16 protein-coding genes are annotated in these 20,408 nt (G+C 41.0%); all 16 read right to left on the bottom strand.

The features are described from left to right. Positions 1-30: 30 nt before the first annotated feature. Complete coding sequence (locus HCR01_RS06985) at positions 31-1,590, bottom strand: MFS transporter (RefSeq protein ID WP_193195507.1); 1,560 nt, start codon at positions 1,588-1,590, stop codon at positions 31-33. Between the two features lie 8 nt (positions 1,591-1,598). Continuing rightward, positions 1,599-2,828: a glycosyltransferase gene (locus HCR01_RS06980; RefSeq protein WP_193195506.1), complete on the bottom strand. Its 1,230-nt coding sequence runs from the start codon at positions 2,826-2,828 to the stop codon at positions 1,599-1,601. 175 nt (positions 2,829-3,003) lie between these two features. Beyond that, positions 3,004-4,233, bottom strand: a complete 1,230-nt coding sequence (locus HCR01_RS06975; RefSeq protein ID WP_193195505.1) for a glycosyltransferase — start codon at positions 4,231-4,233, stop codon at positions 3,004-3,006. 30 nt (positions 4,234-4,263) lie between these two features. Further along, positions 4,264-5,181, bottom strand: coding sequence for a class I SAM-dependent methyltransferase (locus HCR01_RS06970; RefSeq protein ID WP_226889171.1), 918 nt, complete (start codon positions 5,179-5,181; stop codon positions 4,264-4,266). A 5-nt stretch (positions 5,182-5,186) separates the two neighbouring features. Next, complete coding sequence (gene glf, locus HCR01_RS06965) at positions 5,187-6,317, bottom strand: UDP-galactopyranose mutase (protein WP_193195503.1); 1,131 nt, start codon at positions 6,315-6,317, stop codon at positions 5,187-5,189. Positions 6,318-6,472: 155 nt separating this feature from the next. Continuing rightward, positions 6,473-8,011, bottom strand: coding sequence for a GMC oxidoreductase (locus tag HCR01_RS06960; RefSeq protein WP_193195502.1), 1,539 nt, complete (start codon positions 8,009-8,011; stop codon positions 6,473-6,475). A 58-nt stretch (positions 8,012-8,069) separates the two neighbouring features. Then, positions 8,070-8,903: an SDR family NAD(P)-dependent oxidoreductase gene (locus tag HCR01_RS06955; protein WP_193195501.1), complete on the bottom strand. Its 834-nt coding sequence runs from the start codon at positions 8,901-8,903 to the stop codon at positions 8,070-8,072. An 86-nt stretch (positions 8,904-8,989) separates the two neighbouring features. After that, a complete protein-coding gene (locus HCR01_RS06950) occupies positions 8,990-10,144 on the bottom strand; it encodes an MGDG synthase family glycosyltransferase (protein ID WP_226889170.1) in 1,155 nt (384 codons plus the stop codon). Positions 10,145-10,219: 75 nt separating this feature from the next. Beyond that, complete coding sequence (locus HCR01_RS06945) at positions 10,220-11,086, bottom strand: SDR family NAD(P)-dependent oxidoreductase (RefSeq protein WP_193195500.1); 867 nt, start codon at positions 11,084-11,086, stop codon at positions 10,220-10,222. A gap of 10 nt (positions 11,087-11,096) precedes the next feature. Next, complete coding sequence (locus HCR01_RS06940) at positions 11,097-12,959, bottom strand: hypothetical protein (RefSeq protein WP_193195499.1); 1,863 nt, start codon at positions 12,957-12,959, stop codon at positions 11,097-11,099. A gap of 66 nt (positions 12,960-13,025) precedes the next feature. Next, complete coding sequence (locus HCR01_RS06935; protein WP_193195498.1) at positions 13,026-13,337, bottom strand: acyl carrier protein; 312 nt, start codon at positions 13,335-13,337, stop codon at positions 13,026-13,028. Between the two features lie 14 nt (positions 13,338-13,351). Beyond that, positions 13,352-15,916, bottom strand: a complete 2,565-nt coding sequence (locus HCR01_RS06930) for a type I polyketide synthase (RefSeq protein WP_193195497.1) — start codon at positions 15,914-15,916, stop codon at positions 13,352-13,354. Between the two features lie 161 nt (positions 15,917-16,077). Beyond that, positions 16,078-17,499: a hypothetical protein gene (locus HCR01_RS06925; RefSeq protein WP_193195496.1), complete on the bottom strand. Its 1,422-nt coding sequence runs from the start codon at positions 17,497-17,499 to the stop codon at positions 16,078-16,080. Between the two features lie 77 nt (positions 17,500-17,576). Next, positions 17,577-17,900: an acyl carrier protein gene (locus HCR01_RS06920; protein ID WP_193195495.1), complete on the bottom strand. Its 324-nt coding sequence runs from the start codon at positions 17,898-17,900 to the stop codon at positions 17,577-17,579. Positions 17,901-17,962: 62 nt separating this feature from the next. Beyond that, positions 17,963-18,157 carry a hypothetical protein gene (locus HCR01_RS06915; RefSeq protein ID WP_193195494.1) on the bottom strand — a complete coding sequence of 65 codons (195 nt, stop codon included), beginning with the start codon at positions 18,155-18,157 and terminating at the stop codon, positions 17,963-17,965. A gap of 19 nt (positions 18,158-18,176) precedes the next feature. Further along, positions 18,177-20,033 (bottom strand): fatty acyl-AMP ligase, encoded by a 1,857-nt coding sequence (locus HCR01_RS06910; protein WP_193195493.1) that lies wholly within the window; start codon positions 20,031-20,033, stop codon positions 18,177-18,179. Positions 20,034-20,408: the final 375 nt, after the last annotated feature.

Below are 20,408 nucleotides of genomic sequence, written 5' to 3'. Positions count from 1 at the left end.
ATTTACGTTGAGTGGAAAATCTTTATACATCTAACCTCTCTGTCGTTCTCGTTTTTTAGAAATAGAAGAGTGATTAACAGATTGATTAAAAGTCGATGGAACAAAGACCATAATTAATATTGCTCCAACGAAAAGAGCAATACTTGCTACTAATACCGCAGCGTGAAGCCCTGAAACAAAGGCATTGCCAAATGCTTGATTCCAAGTAAGCAAAGAAATATTAGTTGGGAGGTCACTAGGAACTTTAGCCCCACCGTGCAAAGCATCAGCGATTAGTCGCTCTTGAAGGTTAGAAGGTAAGTTCCAAGACATTAGCGATCGCTTCAAGTCTGAAGTCAGCCATTGTGTAAGAATCGTTCCTTGTATAGCAATTCCTAAAACACCACCTAGTCGAGTACTCATGTTGAGTACTGCTGAGGCAATTCCTGCTTTGCTAGAGGGTGCTGAATTCAAAGCTACTGTTACTAAAGGTGCGAGTGTCAAGCCACTGCCGAAGCCTGAGAGCACAAGGCTCAATAATATTGCTCCATACTCGGTATCGACATTGATTTGGATAAATAAAAATGTCGCTATACTTGCCAATATCAGTCCCGTCGTAATGGCAAAGCGCCACCCAAGGCGAGCCGCAAACCATCCCGAAAAGAGCGATGCAATCACAAAAGCTGCATTCATTGGCAAGAAGCGTATACCTGCTGCCCCTGCCGAGTACCCCTGCACTTGCTGCAAGAATAAGCTGAAAATGAATAGCAAACTGATGATGGTGAAAAAGACCAAAATCGAGACGAAATTGACTACAGCAAAGGTTGGATTGCGAAATAAAGTTAGTGGCAGCATCGGATGGCTGCTGCGAGACTCAACAAACAAAAATGCGAGAAAACTAAGTCCAGCAATTGTCAGCAGCAACACAATGAGTGGCGATCGCCATATTCCGTTATTGCCCTCGGTCAGTGCATAGATGAGCGAGCTTAAAAAGATGATACTGAGTACCAAACCTGGCAAATCAAGACTTTGTTTTTTCGGATTGATCACTTCTTGAACAACACGGGAAGATATGCCAAAGGCGATCGCACCGAGTGGCACATTCAGAAAGAAAATACTCTGCCAACCGAAACTATCCACTAGCAGTCCGCCCACCAAAGGGCCCGCAACTAGGGCAAGTCCTGACACCGCAGACCAGATACCGATGGCTTTAGCTTGTTCCTTTGGCTTAGGAAATGTATGAGTGAGGATAGACAGAGAAGTTGGAATTAAGGCAGCAGCACCAATTCCCTGAAGAATTCGCCCAGCAATCAAAATATTTAGATTGGGAGCAAGACCACAAACTATAGAAGCGATCGTGAAAATGACTAATCCTGCAAGAAAAACTCGCTTGCGCCCGTAAATATCGCCTAATGTCCCACTCGTCAAGACTAGACTAGCGGCAGGCAAGGTGTAGGCGTTGAGAATCCACTGCAATCCCGACACACCAGAACCCAAACTTATCTGAATTTTGGGAAGTGCCACATTCATAACCGTGTCGTCGAGATTGGTCATAAACAGTGCAAAACACATTGCCCCCAGCGTGATTACTTTCACACGACCTTGATTCATCGCTGTTACTACCTCTGCTGGAGTAATTCTGTGGCTGTTGTTTGAGCGTTAGTAGTGAGAATATTCTGCACAATCTCAGGAATTTCAAACACGGCTTGATTGTTCACAGCGGCGACATTTGCACGATACTGAGCAAAGTTTTCCGGCTGAAGAAACTTTTCAACAGCCTGATCAACATTCCGAAAACTATTAATTACTAGACCGACCTTTTTCTGTTGAATCCATTCGATGTTGTATCGTTCATTAATTAATGTAGCTGCATTACGTTGCACAATCATTGGTAATTTCATTGCCAACGCTTCGCTAATACTAATACCACCTGGTTTACCAATAAAAAAATCGGCAAGGTGCATATAGTAAGGAATGTCTTGAGTAAAGCTGGTGACAAACCTCTTTTGCAGACCCTGACTTTCGCGTAGAGTTACAGCTAATTGTTCATTGCGTCCGCAAATAAATATTAGTTGTAGTTTTTGTTGAAAGCACTCTAGACGTTTGGCAATTTCTAGCATTGCTTTCGAGCCAAAACCCCCGAATAATACAATCCCTGTCAGACAGTCTGGATCTAAACCTAAACGTTCTCTTTCAGTGCGGCGTTCGCCTGAAATCGGTTCATAAAAACGCGGGTTAATAATCAGTCCAGAAGTTTTGATAATTCGCTCTGGTTGCACTCCCAAGGAAGTAGCTTGCTCGACTGCTTTTTCAGTTGCACAAACAATATAATTTCCGGTTTCTGGTTCTATATAAAAACCAGGCGGCGAATCGGCAAGATCCACACAAACGGTTACTAGAGGGGTGTCTGGTTTACCCTTCTGCAAACTGTCCCATAGCCCTTTGTTATACAAAGGTAATAAAGATATAACCAAATCTGGCTGTTGCTGACGCCAATATTCTGCAAAGAACTCGACACCAGCATCGTAATTCAGCTTAAAAAGTAGTTTATCCAGCCATAAGATTAGCGGGTGAAGCCATGTCCAACCGCTTTTGAGCATCCTGTTATACAACTCGCCGCCTGTAACTCCTGATAGGAGCTTATAGATATCCACTATCTTTTGTTGTTTTGTGAGGCTTTCTACTAATTCGTCTACATCAGTAACTCTAAGTTCCCAAGGTAGTTTTTGCTGCTCAACTATTGCACGTATTGCATGATAGGTGGCGTAATGCGCTCCACCATACCATGCGGTTACAACATTAATCTGAATCTTTTTGTTAGGATGCGATCGCGATGAGAATGTTTTCATTAGTCTTCTTTATGGGGTGTTGTTTAGCAAATGTGATTTTTTTGAATTTATATTCGCTATTTCTTTCTCAAATAATCCCAGCGCCTAAACCACAGTGATCTTTTCTTTATAAAGAAAAGTCCCTTACTCTAAAACTAAAATTTTATTATTGGCTCGACTGAATTCATCGCTGTCACTACCTCTGCTGGAGTAATTCTGTGGATGTTGTTTGAGCGTTAGTAGTGAGAATATCCTGCAAAATACCAGGAATTTCAAACACAGCTTGATTGTTCACAGCGGCAACATTTGCACGATACTGAGCAAAATTTTCCGGCTGAAGAAACTTTTCAACAGCCTGATCAACATTCCGAAAACTGTTAATTACTAGACCGACATTTTGCTGTTGAATCCATTCGGTGTTGTATCGTTCTTGTGGTAGTGTAGCAGCATTACGTTCCACTATTACTGGTAATTTCATCGCTAGTGCCTCGCTGATAGAACCTGGGCCTGGTTTACCAATAAAAAAATCGGCAAGGTGCATATAGTAAGGAATGTCTTGAGTAAAGCTGGTGACAAACCTCTTTTGCAGACCCTGACTTTCGCGTAGAGTTACAGCTAATTGTTCATTGCGTCCGCAAATAAATATTAGTTGTAGTTTTTGTTGAAAGCACTCTAGACGTTTGGCAATTTCTAGCATTGCTTTCGAGCCAAAACCCCCGAATAATACAATCCCTGTCAGACAGTCTGGATCTAAACCTAAACGTTCTCTTTCAGTGCGGCGTTCGCCTGAAATCGGTTCATAAAAACGCGGGTTAATAATCAGTCCAGAAGTTTTGATAATTCGCTCTGGTTGCACTCCCAAGGAAGTAGCTTGCTCGACTGCTTTTTCAGTTGCACAAACAATATAATTTCCGGTTTCTGGTTCTATATAAAAACCAGGCGGCGAATCGGCAAAATCCACACAAACAGTTACTAAAGGGGTATCTGGTTTACCCTTCTGTAAACTGTCCCATAGTCCTTTGTTATACAAAGGTAATAAAGATATAACCAAATCTGGCTGTTGCTGACGCCAATATTCTGCAAAGAACTCGACACCAGCATCGTAATTCAGCTTAAAAAGTAGTTTATCTAGCCCTAAGATTAGCGGATAAAGCCATGTCCAACCGCTTTTGAGCATCCGGTTATACAACTCGCCGCCTGTAAATCCCGTTAGCAGCTTATAGATATCCACTATCTTTTGTTGTTGAGCAAGGCTTGCTACTAGTTCATCTACATCAGTAATCCTGATTTCCCAGGGTAATTGTTGTTGTTCAACTATTGAACGGATTGCATAGTAAATAGCATAATGTGCTCCACCATACCATGCGGTTACAACATTAATCAAAAACTTTTTTTCTGAAGATGAGGGTGATTGCGTTGTTTCCATAAATACAAATAATTTCCGATAAAAATTGGATTAAATACTTTTGCGGAACATGATTGCCATCCCCGAATGAAAACTGAGCCAATAGCCAAAAATAGCGTAAAAGAGGAATTTAAAAGAGGTCAACGCTTTTCCTAGTTTGAATGGCTCAAAAACAGTGTCTACTGAGCCGTCAAAAAGGCTGACATACGTGCTCATAGCTCGACCATTGAAGCCAAATAAGGGTGTATCGTCAAATCTCCGATCAAAGAAATCTATAGGCTCCCATCCTTGACAACGCCCTAAATATTCGAGGGATTCACGTGTGTATATATGAAGGTGGTAGGGGACATGGACAAAGTTATAATCATCAGGTAAGTCTGGTCGGTTGAGGTTGAGATTAGCGGCGTCGGGTGTACCGATTAAAATATAACCACCAGGTGACAACAGACTGTTTAACTTGCTTAATAAAACATGAGGATCTTCAACATGTTCGATGACATCTTGACTCAAGATGTAATCAAATGACCCGCTCTGTAAGGTTGTCGGATCACCAAAACCATCCTCTGGTGCGTAAGGATCATAACCGTGACAATTGGCAAAGCCGCGTTGTCGTAGATATTCTACAAACAGACCGTTAGCACCACACCCATAATCAAGCAATGAGTGAGTTTTAGAAAACCCATGCTTTGTCAACTGACGGCATAAGTTGCCATAGATAACTTGATATATCCATGTCAATTTAGCTTCAAAAAGAGGGAATTTTGCGTAGTAATGGTCTAGATCGACGACATCTAGACAATGAATTGTCTGGCAATCAGGACATCGCCAAACTTTGAACTTTTCATCTATAAAGGCTCTGACATTACAAGGGAATGTAGAAAATGCAGATTCATCATTTGGATCGACGCGATAATGACAAATCGAACACTCAAGGCGTTGCGTTATTGTACTGCTGTATTTGTCCTTCATTACCTTCATGAGATTGAATTAGCTATCTCTTTTTCAAATAAACCCAGCGCTCTAGCCACTGCGTGATCCATGTCGTAGTATTTATAATCTCCAAGTCGCCCTGCAAACAGTACAGTTCCGTTGAGTTTTTCTACTTCTTTGAGGTATAAGCTCAGGCGATCACGGTTATCTTCATTGAGAATAGGATAGTATGGATCGTTTTTTCCTGGTACATAAGCTTGAGGATATTCCATCACCAAAGTAGTTTTAGATGAAGTTTGCCCTGATAAATACTTTTGCTCAGTGATCCGGGTAATATCGTAATCGTTGGGGTAATTAACTGTACCAACCTCTTGATACGATTCCTGATCTAAAGTTTCAAACTGGAAGCGCAAGCTACGATACGGCAATTCTCCATACATATAATCAAAGAAAGTATCAATTGACCCAGTACAAAGTATCCGATTAAACTTAACGTCATTGATAATCTCGCGGTAGTCTGTGTTTAACAATACTTTAATATTGGGATGAGCCAACATCCGACGGAACATTTCGGTATAACCAAGCTTGGGCATAGCCTGGTAGGGGTCTTGAAAGTAACGATTATCCCGACTGATGTAAACTGGAACACGTCCTGTGACTCCGCGATCAAGTTCTTCTGGTTTCACCCCCCATTGCTTCATGGTGTAGCGGAGAAAGACATTTTCATAAATGTATTCAGCTAGAAAAGTTAATTCCCCGCTAGTACTCTCACGCAGTTTCAAAATGGGTACTTTAACACCAAAACCAAAGTTTTCTAAAAGTAAATTTTCCAGCTTCTCTGCATATTTCGGCGGGAAAAGAGCATAGAGGGAATTTAAATTAAAAGGAATAGGAACTTTCTTGCCTTCTACTACTCCAAGCACATGATGATAGTAGTGTCTCCATTCCGTAAATTGGGAGAGATAATCCCAGACTTTTTTTGACTTAGTATGAAAGATGTGCGGCCCGTATTTATGAACTAGGATGCCATGCTCATTGTAGTAATCGTAAGCATTGCCGCCAATGTGATCTCGTTGTTCTACAATTAGGACTCTTTGCCCAAGCTGAGTTGCTATGCGTTCAGCCATTACACACGCTGAGTATCCCGCCCCTATGATTAGCCAATCAAATATCATTGATTTCACTCCGATTATTGTTTGGACATCAAGATTTTTTAGTTTGAAATTCGGCAATATTACTGTTTAAAGTTTTGGATTTTAACGATTTTAAAAAGGTAGTTACCCTATTAGATGCCCATAAATAGCCTATTCCAATTGGCTCTATGAATTAATTATCTGAGTCTTTCAAGTAGATGCTCTCCGATCCGCAAAGCGTTCGCCATAATTGTTAGCGTTGGGTTCAAAGCAGCACTAGACGGGAAAAAGCTACCATCAACAACATAAAGATTATCAATATCATGGGTGCGGCAATTTATATCAAGTACAGAAGTTTTGGGGTCTTCACCAAAAAGACAAGTACCACACTGATGCCCAACATCTTTCAAGGACATCCTTGTAGCAACATAATGTGAAAATGAGCCAATTTTGTTGTGTGACTCAATAGACTTTAAAACTTGCTTCCAGCGTTTGATTAAACGATTAAATGCTTCTTCATTGTTATTTGTATAGTCGAGAAAAATTTTCTGATCTTTGACACGTACGCGATTGTTTGAATCTGGCAAATCTTCAGTCATGAGGAACCAACCGACTGCACGATTCGCTACTGCCTCATATATTGCGCTGGGTAGAGGTGGGCCATTAATGGCAGCTCTCTCTTTAGAGATATTGCCAAGTGATTGCACGTGTCCCATTGGGTAAGCAAAATCTTTTTCTCCCCAATAAAAATCATTAATGGCAAGCGTTTTAGGATAAACTATGGGATTAGGTTTAATAGTCAAAGCCACGATCGCGCCGATTTTATGGGCCATGTAATTGCATCCCACCAGATTAGAACTATTTGCTAATCCATTCGGATGTTGATCATTGGCAGATTTGAGCAACAATACTGCTGAGTTGATTGCACCACAAGCGACAACAACTATACTCCCCGAAAACGTCTGGCAGTTGCCTGCAATTTCTGCTTCTACTTTAGTAACCTCCCGACCCGATGCACTCGTATGTAAGCGCAATACTTTGGCTTCGGTCATCAAAGTCAGATTGGGATAAACCATTGCTGGACGTACACCGTTAACGTCAGCATCAGCTTTGGCATTGATTAAACATGGGAAACCATCGCAAGTATCACAACGAACACAAGCACTTAAAAACCGATTGACTTCATTGAGCTTGATGCCAAGAGGTTGGTAAGAAGGATGAAAGCCTTTATCTTTAAGAGCGTAGTTAATTTGTTGAATATATGGTTCGTGGCTGATTGGTGGAAAAGGATAGTCTTCATTGCTTGGGGGTTCAGTCGGGTCTAAACCGCGCTGACCATGTACTTCGTAAAGTCTTTCAGCTTGAGTGTAGTAAGGGGCAAAGTCCTGGTACTTCAATGGCCATTCTGGTGAAATACCATCTTTATGAATGACTTTTTCAAAGTCCCGTTCACGGAATCTATATAGGGCGCTACCGTAAAATTTGGTGTTACCACCAACAAAATAATGTGTAAGTGGATGTATTGCTTCGCCTTTTTTGTCGTACCACACTTCAGAAGTTCGATAGCGGTCTTTTTGAATAACTTCTTGAGAATCCCAATTGGCTTTTTCTTTAGGAAGAAAAGTTCCTCGCTCTAAAACTAAAATTTTCTTTCCACTTGGTGCCAGGACATTTGCTAAAGTTCCACCACCTGCACCCGTACCAATAATGATGACATCGTAATGCTCTTTAACCATTTTTGCTGCATTTTCAAAGAAGTTGCGTATTAGCTAAAGTAAAAAGCTTAGGCGCAATTTAGTTGTATACAAGATTCTCCGTTTGCATTTGTTTTTCTGCACAGCTTTGATTCAACTCCACTACGCCAAGCCGCTGAAAAACCATATCGCCAAATTGCGGCGAAAGTTGGGAAATTGCAAATAAGATTTTGGAAGCAGTTCCATCTAGTACTACTTCCTTTTGGTTTTGCTTAATAGATTGAAGTACTGCGTCTGCAACTTCTGTTGGTTCAGCGATATTGGCTACACTGGGCGCTGTTATATCAAGAGCAAGATACATTCCGGCATTGGTACATCCAGGACAAACCACTGAAACCCCGACATTACTATTAGCTAATTCTTGCTGTATTGCATCCGACCACATGATCAAACCAGCTTTACTAGCTGAATAGATGCTGTTATAAGGCGCTCCTTTTTTGCCAGCCGAAGAGGCAATATTGACAATATGACCACTATTGCGCTCTAGCATGGTCGGCAGTAGCAAACGAGTTAACTCCATCGGTGCTAAAAGATTGGTTGTCAATATAGATTGAACATCCTCTAAGGTGTAGTTCTGAAAAGGTCGATATTTTTCTATTGCAGCATTATTAATCAAAATATCGATTGGGCCTGCAAGTTGATGAATCTCCTGAGTTAAGGCGGAGAATTCTTCCACTTTGCTGAGATCAAATGGAATACTTATACCTTTACCACCCGCAGCATTGACTTCAGCACATATTTGATCTAGACCTTTTTGAGAACGAGAAACGCTAACGACGGTAGCCTGTTCTTTTGCCAAAACACGAGCAATAAATGCTCCAATACCACCTGATGCACCAGTCAAAACAACTGTTTTACCTACTATATTTTTCATCTTCCTCCTTTATTTAATATGAAAATGAGAACGCGATCGCCTCTGACAATTTGTCCGATAAAATTTGAGATACACTCGAATTATCTTCAAACTTGTAGAGGTTTTTGAGCAGATTTTAAGTAGGAATTTTCGAGGATTCTTTCCAAATTATCGACTACTTCAAATACAGCTTGATTGTTGTAATCTCTAACATTTGCCTGATAGCGAGCAAAGTTGTCTGGCTGGATGAGTTCTGTGACAGATTTGTTAATATCACGAAAGTTATTAACTACAATACCGAACCCGTTATCTGCAAGCCAATCAGCGCTAGCCCGTTCTTGAAACAGTGTCATAGTATTATTGCATTCTGTAATTACTGGCAGTTTCATTGCTATAGCTTCGCTGACTCCGACACTACCTGGTTTGCCAATGAAAAAATCAGACAAATGCATATAGTAAGGAATTTGACTTGTAAAACCTTCAACAAATCTTGGCAAACGACTTTGGGTATTTCGCAAATCTCTGGCTAGTTCTTCATTGCGTCCGCAGATAAATATGAGTTGGAGATTCAATGATGACTGCTCCAAACGTTGAGCAATTTCGAGCATTTCCTTTGAGCCATGACTGCCAAATATAACTAAGCCAGTGGGTAAATCTGGCTTTAGTCCTAAACGTTGTCTTTCAATTTGGCGGCCGCTACTCACAGGCTCATAAAATCGAGGATGAATTACTATGCCTGAAGTCCGATAAATTCTTTCATTTGGATAATCGCAAGATTGCGCCTGCTTAACTGTCTTCTCAGAAGGACAAATCAGAAATTGCTCTTGAGCTTCTATCCAAAAGTTAGGAGGACAATCAGCAAAATCCGTGATTGAAGTAACAAAGGGAATACCTGGTAGTTCCGCCTGTAAGCTTTCGTAAAGCACTTGGTTTACCAGTGGGAGCAATGAAACTACTAAATCAGGCTGTTGCTCACGCCAATATTTTCTCAAAAGGTTTCGCCAAGCAGAATGACGCAAGCGAATTTGCAGCTTGAACAAAGGAACTGAGAAGGGATCGTTGATAATTTTTGCCCACTTTTTTTTCAGTACAAAATTGTTATATATGTACTGGGGCTGAGTTGTTCCAAAGATTTCTTTGAAAACCTCGACTACTTGAACATCCCAAGGCAATTTTCGTTTTTTAATAACTTCTAGTAAAGCATTGGCAGTGCTGCGATGTCCTGCGCCCATATCGTAAATCATAAAATATACTTTTTTCATTTAATTCAATCTCCTCCATATAGTGTTTTTATTGTTTATTTTTATCTAGTGATTCTTTTTGATTTTTCTAAATACTTATTTAACTAAACTCGATTTCTTTCGAGATTTTTCGGCGCGGATCTGATTTTCTATCCGCATTTGATTTAGCTTCGGTACGCCAATCCACTGATTAACTACATCTCCAAATCGGGGAAAAAATTGTTCAACTGCAAATAACAGCTTTGTCAGATTTTCTGTGATGGGATTGCCATTAACAATTACTTCTGCTTGATTTTGCTCTATTGCTCTGACTACTGCTCTGGCTACATCTGCTGGTGTAGACACACCTCCAACATTTGGTACAGGTACGCCAGTATCAGCGAGCATTCCCTGTTGAGAAACATATCCTGAACAAATTGAAGAAATTCCTACGCCAGTACCAGCCAACTCTTGTCTAATCGCATCAGACCACATTAACAAACCAGCTTTACTTGCAGAATAAACACTGTCGTAAGGATGTCCCTTTTTGCTAGCTAGAGAGGCCATATTAACAATGTGACCGCTACTTTGATGTAACATTTTCGGTAATACCAAGCGAGTTAACTCCATAGCAGCAAGTAAATTGACTGACAAAACTGACTGAAGATCTGCAAGGGAGTAATCAGGGAAGGCTCGATATATTTCTATGCCAGCATTGTTAACTAAAATGTCAACTGAACCTGCAAGCTGCTCAATTTTTTTTAGCAACATTGGGAGTTCTTCCACGTTGCTAATATCAAAGCGAATACCTATCCCTTTCCCGCCCAAAGCATTAACTTCTGCACATACTTTATCTAGCCCTTCCTGCGAACGAGAAACACCAACTATAGTTGCTTGTTTTTCTGCCAACACGCGAGCAATAAATACACCAATACCTCGTGAGGCTCCTGTTAAAACTACTGTTTTACCTGCTATAGTTGTCATATTTCAGTTATCAGTTATTAACTAGTTCGGTAAAAGAAGCAAAATGCTTGCCGCCTAATTCGATTTGTCCCTGTTTAATTCCGGTTTCTAATCTGGCTAATAGATACTCCAAATCACTAGTGATAATGTTTGTTCCGTGATCTGGTTCGATCAAACTAGCTAAAGTAATGTTGTCATTTTTGCTTGCTAAGGTATGAATGCCAAGAAAGTTGAAAACTCCTGATTCGTAAGTTCCACAAGGTACAGAAGGATTATCGACTCCAGTGCAATACTCGTTTTGCTGTAACCAATCCCTTGAAGGATATCCATGAAAATGAATCATTGGTGAGCCGTCTTTAATTAGTTCGGGTGTGTATAAGGCTGCTGCAAGAGCAATCCCAACCAAAACATAGAGATCGTAAGAAGGTTTAATATCTACTACTGTTGGATCGATTCCTTCCGGTATTTGCAGACATAATTTGTTTTTTAAACCAATTCTGAGAATATCGCGCTCAAGGCTTAAATCTGTTTTATTTGAGCCGGAACGAGAACTTACTAGCCAGATATCAGGAATTTGCTTATAAAAGTATTGATTTCCTACTTTTGTTTTCACATATCGCCTACCTATATTATTTTGACGAACTTCATTATTACTGAATCCTTCTACAGCTAATAAATGTTCCCACTCGTTCTCGGATATTTCGCGATCGCCTATATATTGTGGTGCTTCTGCATAAGCAACAAAACCGTAAGAAACACCTGTTCTGCCGTTAACAATCGAGTCTACAATATCTTGATGAGATTTCCTTTTAATAATTTCACCTAGCTTAAAGCCAGAAGGAAATAAACCTGTTGCTGCTAATTTTTCACTCAATTTTACCAACTTAGCAGCATAAATAGATTCTTTAGGATCATATTTACCTACCTCAAATCGGCTCATTGGTAAAGGCGCGATCGGTACATAAATTTTGGGAATTAATGATTTAAAAACAAAATTATCAAATTTTTCTCTAGAAAAGAGCGAATCAGAAAGATTCATATTTAATATGGAAATATTGCTATCAGATACGCCAATAACAATCTCCGAAAACGTCTTCACCAGAGTATTTACACCAATGGCTATTTTTTGTTGATATGGAACTTGTGAGTCAACAAAATTCTGATCTAGTTCCGCGATTAAAATTACCAAAGTAGATGTAGGGTCTTCAAGACGTTGCATTGCATGGTCTTCAGCCCACCCGATTAACTTAGCAATTGTTGAAACCGACATTTTGCGGTTTTTTAAGATAAAACGACAATAAAATTGATAAAATCTCTCTGCTACAAGGCTTTTAATTTTGTCTTTTAAATAAACAGGTCTTTCAACGTCAATTACTCCATTAATATCCGCTTTAACAAACCTCATTTTAATAGTTTTCTTCCACTTAGTCAGAGGAATATCGATTTCATAATTAAACTCTCTTGTTGCGTCTTCCCAAGAGACAATTTGCGCCCCATAGTTTTGCAGTTTCAGTTCTAATTCTTCTCTAAACTTGGAAATAATTTCATTTTTAAAGCCTTTTGGCAATGGTCTAAAAGTGACTTTAATCTGTTTCGCCATCACGTTGGGGTCGATAATCGGCGACTTGAATTGTATAGGCGATGTCTGGCAAAACCCACCAAGTAAACGGCCAATTGTCTGGAGGCTGAGTCCCGGCCCATCGGGGATAAAAGTGTCGCACTCATCGTTATTTTCACGCAAAAAAGAGAGGATTTCTGTTTTGCGTGCGGTTATATCTGCCTGAAGTTGTGGTGTCAAAATTCCCTTGGGAGAATTAACCCTGAGCTTGTCATTATCAGCCCACAACTGAACGCCCTGTTGAGTAAGATTTGTCAAAAGTTCTGATACGTTCATAATCAACTCAAAATTAAAAAGTAGTTTTTACGGCGTGGGAAATTTATTTTAAAATTGCTGAGTTTTTCAAATTTCAAACATTTCTAATTCCGAAGCTTTTAATTCTTCAGCTAAGTATTGAGATAGGGATTCAACATTAGGATAATTCCAAATTATCAGCGGAGATAGCTGTAATCCAAAATATTGTTTTCCTAGATTTGCAATGTTCATTGTTTGTACAGAATCTAAACCGTAGCTATCGAAAGGTGCTCGGATATCGATTTCATCAGGATCAGTTCCTACCTGTTCGGCAATTTGACAAGTCAGCCAATCTTGCATATCTTCTGCTGACATCGATTTAGTACTGATTTGTTGATTTTCCAAAGTTTGTTCTCCCATTAATATTTACTCCCTTACTTCAACAAATGTTGAGCTAACACTTCTAATAGTTCTGGCATTAATTTCATTTGGGCTTCTGAAAAATTACCTGTCTCCCTTAAAAGCTGAGCTATCTGTTGGGTTTCTCCTAAGTGGAAAAAGTTAGCAAATTTAGCTTGACTATTGTGTTCTAATGTGGTTATTTCTTTGTGTCCATTTTCAGTCGTTTTAAACCAGTAACGCTGTCTCTGAAAAGGATAAGTTGGCAGTTGGAGGCGAGAATGAGGATAATCTCTGTGAAAGCTAGACCAGTCTATTACTGCTCCACGAATAAATAATTCTCCTAAACTATGGAGTATTTCCAGCCAATCCTCTTGTCCTTGATGCAAGCTAGATAAGCAAACTCCCGCTTCCTTTGGTATGGAAGTTAATTTTGAAGCGATCGCTAAAAATACATGATCACCTGCTAAAGTCTCTATACCAGCAGTCAATTTCCCCGGCTGCTGCAAATAACAACACCAATATTCAGCAGTAGCTATTTCCTTTGTCGTCAGTTCCCCAGGAAGACTGGAAATTAGGGGAATTTCTGGTTGAAAGTAGTTAACTTCTTTGGCGATTTCTGCAAAAGCCTCTACCATCTTTTCCGGCTGGAGAGAAGATTGCATTAAACGACTTCGTTGTGTAACTAGCTTTAGAGCATCTTCGAGGTTAAACACGCCAGCTATGCAAGCAGCAACATATTCTCCCACGCCATAACCCGTAACTACTTTGGGTTTGATGCCCCAAGATTGCCATAATTCGGCTAAGGCATACTCTATAGCAAAGAGGGCAACTTGATCTAATAGAGAACTCTCTTTAGTGGCTGGATACAGAATCTCAAGCAGAGGCTTTTCTAAGTAAGGCTGGAGAATTTGAGCGCAGTGATCAATAGTTCTACGAAAGGTAGGCTGAGTATTATAAAGCAGCCATCCTGTGGAGCGAGATTCTGTTCCCTCGCCAGGGAAGAAGAAGGCAATTTTTGGCCGCTTTCTGCCCTTTACCTTGCCCTGCAACAGTCCAGTAGTCTCCTTTTGAGCGATACAAGCGCTTAACTGCTGGCGTAATTGCCCAACTGATTCAGTCACGATACAAAGACGATGGTCAAAATGTGTCCGTCCTGTATTGGCACTAAAACAGACATCTGCTAGCGATACATCAGGATTAGATTCTAAAAAGTCTTGATAACTTTGTGCCAGTTCTGCCAGAGCCAAATCACTTTTTGCTGAGAGTGTGATTAAATGGCCGCGATGTTGAACATCTATGGGCACTGGCGCTGATACTGGTGCTTCTTCTAAGATGACGTGAGCATTGGTGCCTCCAAAACCAAATGCACTTACACCAGCCAAACGGCTCTGTTTCCCACGATACCATTTCTGAAGCTCCGTTGGAATTGAAAATGTAGTATTTTCCAGAGAAATATAGGGATTAAGCTGCGTCAAATGCAGGTGAGGAGGGATTTCCTCATGTTGCAACGACAGAACTACTTTGATCAAAGCAGAAATCCCAGCAGCAGCTTCCAAATGACCAATATTTGTCTTGACTGAGCCAATCCAACAGGGTCTATCTGGCTCACGACCCTCCATGAGTGCAGCTTTTAAGGCTTTAAACTCGATCGCGTCTCCGATGGATGTGCCAACTGCGTGAGCATCAATGTAGCTAATCTCTGCCGGTCGCACTTTCCCATTCTCTAAGGCTTGGCGAATTACTGCCTGTTGAGCGAGTCCATTAGGTGCAGTAAGACTATTGCTCAACCCATCTTGGTTAACTGCTGAACCTCTGATGAGTGCGAGAATGTTGTCTTTGTCTCTTACAGCATCACTGAGGCGCTTGAGCACGACTACGCCGCAGCCTTCTCCCCTGACATAACCATCAGCGTTAGCATCAAAAGACTTACACTGACCAGCAGATGACAGCAGGCGCGTCTGAGACGAAGAGATAGTCGAATCCGGCGATAAAATTAAGTTTACTCCTCCAGCTAGGCATAAGTTCGATTCTCTGTTTCGCAAACTCTGGCAGGCTAAGTGGACTGTCACCAGAGACGAGGAACAAGCAGTATCTATTGCCATACTGGGGCCACGCAAATCTAGCAAATAGGATAAGCGATTAGCTGTAATGCAGGGAGTTGTTCCCGTGCCACTATGTAATCCGATGCAAGAGAAATTTTTATAAAGAAGCCTATGATAATCGATGGTACATAGACCGATAAATACTCCTGTCTGGCTGCTAGCTAGACTAGTTGGTACTATTCCAGCATTTTCTAAAGCTTCCCAAGCTACCTCTAAAAATAGTCTTTGTTGAGGATCTGTATGCTCGACTTCATCAGGAGAAATTCCAAAAAAGTCAGCATCAAACAAATCCACCTGCTCTAGAAAACCACCCCAACGGGTACTCATTTTTCCTGGAGTGTTGGGATTAGGATCGTAGAAGGCATCAATATCCCAGCGTTCTTTTGGTACTTGCGCGATCGCATCCTTACCATTACACAATAGCTTCCAGAAGGATTCGGGATTTTTCGCTTTGGGAAAACGGCAACCAATGCCAATTATCGCTATGGGTTCCATCTAAATTGTTTGCCCAATAGTATTGAAATTGCATAAATCCTCATGGGGCCAATACCTTTCGGTTAAGGGGGAAAGGGAAAAGGCGAAAGGCTGAATACTCCTTACCCTTTAACCTTTTCCCAAGATCAGAAGTGCTTATAAGGAAAAGTATTGGTCGGACTCTAGCTCTCCTGCTCTATGACCGATTGAGAGAACTCTTTAAAAGTCTTAGTATTCTTTTGAAGTGCTTTGCTGATTGAGCCTCCAGCAGCCATAATGCCCATTTCGCGGTTAATTTTCCATTGATAGTCTAGGCGGCTAAATAGTCTTTGCATCAATTCCAGGAGACTTTGATGATACTTGAGTCCTACATGATAGCCTTCGTGTTCTTGACAGAAGCACTTTTCCATCCAATCGAGGGCTTCTTTGGTTTCCATGCCAAATAGAGGAGATTTTAAAAGTTTGTAGTAAAAGACCATTAGCATGGGGTCATCGTAGACGCAGCGACCAGGTAACACTCCAGAAAGACCGCTCAAAAGGTTGCGTTGCGCCATATAAATCGCCAAACCAGATACAAATTTCTCGTAAGCAGTTGGCTTCGGGAAATCCTTATACATATCTTTGGCAATGGTCTGGGAAATTGTGGTGTGGAAAGCCTCGTCTAATAAGTGGTAGTAAGAGACAGCTGTTGGGGTGGGGATATACTCGCCTTTTTGCTCTAACTCTCGGAAATATCTGACATAAGGATATTCTTGGTTCTTGAGAATCGCATTAGCCGTATAGCGCAAGGAATAATACTGACACGCCATAAACGGCGACATTCCCCAGTGAATGGTGAAAAACCGTAACCAATTACGTGGTGCGATTCGTCCTCCTAGACCATCAGCTGGTGCAGGAATAGGCTCGCCTCTTTGCTCTAGCTCTTGCAAATACCGAGAGTAATACTGTTTTTTATCACTAAGCATCGTCTTAGCGATCGCATTTAAGGCATTATCTCGGTATTCTGAAAATGTTGAATCCCCATTACCTGATGAAGTGAAGAAATCCTGCACAGGTTGAGGAATTAAGGATTTAAGCCAGTTATTATTCTCTTTATCTGATTTGCCATAAAGAGAATTTCCCAATATGGTTTTACCAACTATGGCCATTTTCGTTTTGTAGCCGATCTTTTGAAAGGTACGAATGTGGTAACTTTCTTGATCAGTTTCAAAATCGAGTTCGTTACACAGGGTTTCGTAACCACCAAAGGCGCGAAAAACGCCAGATGTTACCATGTTGTAAATACTCGTAGTGGCTTCGCTAACCGCAGTATGGTTATAGTTACCGACCCAATAAAGATGATTAAGCGCTAGTTTCTGTGAGGGAGTAATGGCATCGTAGAGAGGCGTGCCATAAAGAAGTGAGAGTTCGGGAGGACTCCAGTAATAATTACTGTTATTGGCGTAGTTAAACTCATTACCCAAGTCTCTGAGTTTCTCGGTGTAGTCTGAGTTAGTGTTGTTCTGAAAAGTTTTTTCGATGATTATAGAATGCTTTGTTCCCTGTGCTTCTGACAGCGTTGAAGCTGAAATTTGGGGATCTAGAGTTTTGTTTCCAAGGATCATGATTTTATCCTGAAAGAGTCAGTGAAAATACTGTAATTTTTGACTTTTATTGGTGCTAAAGTTCAAAAAAATTGAGATTAATTAATTCTTAATTGCGAGCTTAAATGCTGAACCAAAGCCTGAACAGTTGGGTAATCATACATAAGAGTTGGATCAATTTCTTGTCCTAGCCAGTCCTCTAGGTCGCCGGTTAAACCAACTGCTGCTGAGGAATCCAAACCATAACGATCAAAAGGGATCGTAACGTCGATTTCGTCTGAATCTACTTCTAATAAATTAGCTACATAAGAAACTATCCAAGCCTGAATTTCTGAAGGTATTGGCATTTGTTTGGATGTATTTACTTTACTACTTTCTAAAACCGTAGATATAGTATTCTCTTGTAGATTTTGTGTTTCCATCGTTTAGTCCTTCGCAAGTATTAATGAGTCTGTATGCTTTCTGGAATAGAATTGCCGCAGGTTCAGCTACGTAATTTGGTCTGAATCATCTCTGCTGTTGGAATATGGACATTCCAAACTAGTCCAAAAAACTCTAGAAAGCCGATAAACCAAGTACCTGGGTCAATTTGCCACCACTCGAATCCAGCAATGGCTGAGTGAAGAAAAGCATGATGGTTGTTGTGCCACGATTGTCCCCAACTGAAGATAGCCAGCAATATGTTGTTTGTACTGCGGTCATAGCTGTTTACCAGCTGTGAGTTGTTCTAAAATAGAATCGACTTCAGCTTGCAGATTCATGAACTTAGATTTATTTTGAGGATTCTCGCTCCAATCCTCTACAACATCTAAACTTCCAGAGAGAAACACAGTTCGACAAGCTAGACGGCGAATTTTGCCACTAGAAGTTTTGGGAATACTTCCACTCTTGACGAGTGCTGTAGCACAAACCTCCAACCCGTGATGTGCTACTACTGCTTCTCTAATACTTGTGATCACTTCTGGGACGTTTAACTTCCGCAAGTAACTACGTTCTACTTCCTGAACAACAACTAGTCGCTCTGAACCCTTGGAATCGATAGAAAATGCAGCTCCACAACCGCGTCTGAGGGCTGGATGGCTATTCTCAACAGTCAGTTCAATATCTTGAGGATAATGATTTTGCCCACGAATTATAATTACATCTTTGATGCGTCCTGTAATAAACAACTCGCCATCTTGTAAAAATCCCAGATCGCCAGTGCGAAGAAATGGCCCTGATGCTGCGCGATCGCTAACATCTGTATCTGCTAGATATGCACAGAAAGCTGTCTGTGTCTCCTCATCTCGATTCCAGTAACCTTGAGCAATACTTGGCCCAGCTACCCAGATTTCCCCGACTTGCTCAGGAGTACAGAGGGTTAAAGATTCAGGGTTGACAATAATTACCTTTTGCTCTGGATAACTTTGTCCACAACCAATAATTGTCTGGGTATCTGTTTTAGCATCGTTAAACTTGACAATTCGGTTTTGCTCTAGTGCTGCTTTTTCGATATTGCAAGCGATTGGTAAAGCTGTTTTCTCACCCCCAGTTACCAGAAGAGTTGTTTCTGCCATCCCATAGCAGGGGTAGAATGCTTCTTTACGAAAGCCACAAGGCGCAAAAGTAGAGGCAAACTGTTCCAATGTCTCGGCCCGGACAGTTTCAGCCCCAGTAAAAGCAACTTCCCAACTGCTGAGGTCTAGATTTGCCAGTTGTTCGGGTGTAACTTTGCGTATACATAAGTCGTAAGCAAAATTTGGCCCGCCGCTAGTAGTACCTCGATGGCGCGTTATGGCTTCCAACCAGCGGATAGGCTTTTGTAAAAAGTCCGCAGGCGATATCAGTACTACAGGAAAACCACCATAGAGAGGTTGTAGTATGCCGCCAATCAATCCCATGTCGTGGTATGGCGGCAACCAAATCACGCCTTGGCTATCGGGTGTATGCCCGAAACATCTGTGGATCACATCTGAGTTGTGCATCAGGTTGCCATGACTCACCATGACCCCTTTGGGATTACCCGTAGAACCAGAGGTGTACTGGAGGAAGGCTAAGCGATCGCTAGTTAATTCTGGTTGTTGCCATGCGTTACTTAAGTCAGTGTTCAACTCATCTGTTGCCAACCAATGCAATCCAGCAAGTTCTAGACTTCCTTGATTGGAGGCAGATTGGAGGTTATTTAACAATGTTGTAGAAGTCAGTAGTACCTTTGCTTGGGCATCTGCGGCTATAGTCTGCAATCTAGACAGTTTTTGATTTCGTCTGGGTGGATAAGCAGGAACAGCAACAACACCGGCATATAAGCATCCAAAGAAGGCAGCAATGTAATCTAGACCAGGTTGATAAAGCAGTAAGGCCCGTTCACCAGAGACATCTAGAGACTGGAGGGTGGCTGCGATCACCTGCGCCTTGATATGTAGCTCTTGATAAGTCAGTGATTCTGCTTCTGTATCTCTATAGTGCAAAAAAGTATAAGCTTTCTGTTCCGGCTGATTTTGCGCCCTGTAACTCAGTAATTCAACTAATGTTGAGAAATGGTACTCGTTGATCAAACAGTTGGAATAAGTACTCATCTAATGCACCTCTATGGCATTACATTTATCCCTACAAGACGGAGTTGCCTACTTAGTCTTATGACAAAGCATCACAACTATCTCGAAACTAGATACCGATCTCGATCTGTTGTTTGAATTTGATATACTACTTACAAATTTTGACTTAGTAGGCTGTACTTGGTCAGATACTATACCAAGCAAACCGCTAAATTACATATCTATAGCCGGAATAATCATAATTTGCAGCCTTGAAATATAGATTGATATTCCTACAAGGTTTTAACTACATCAATTCTGCAAGTTGTAAAGTAAAAATATTGGGTGTTACTGAGTTACAGTCAAAATCCAGATATAGAGACACGATATATTGCTTTTCTACAAAGGTTTTTTCAT

It is taken from the genome of Nostoc sp. MG11, assembly GCF_014904695.1.
Classification (GTDB): Bacteria; Cyanobacteriota; Cyanobacteriia; order Cyanobacteriales; family Nostocaceae; genus Komarekiella.
The sequence above is the reverse complement of the archived record's forward strand: the minus strand, read 5'-3'. Positions and strand labels throughout refer to the sequence as shown.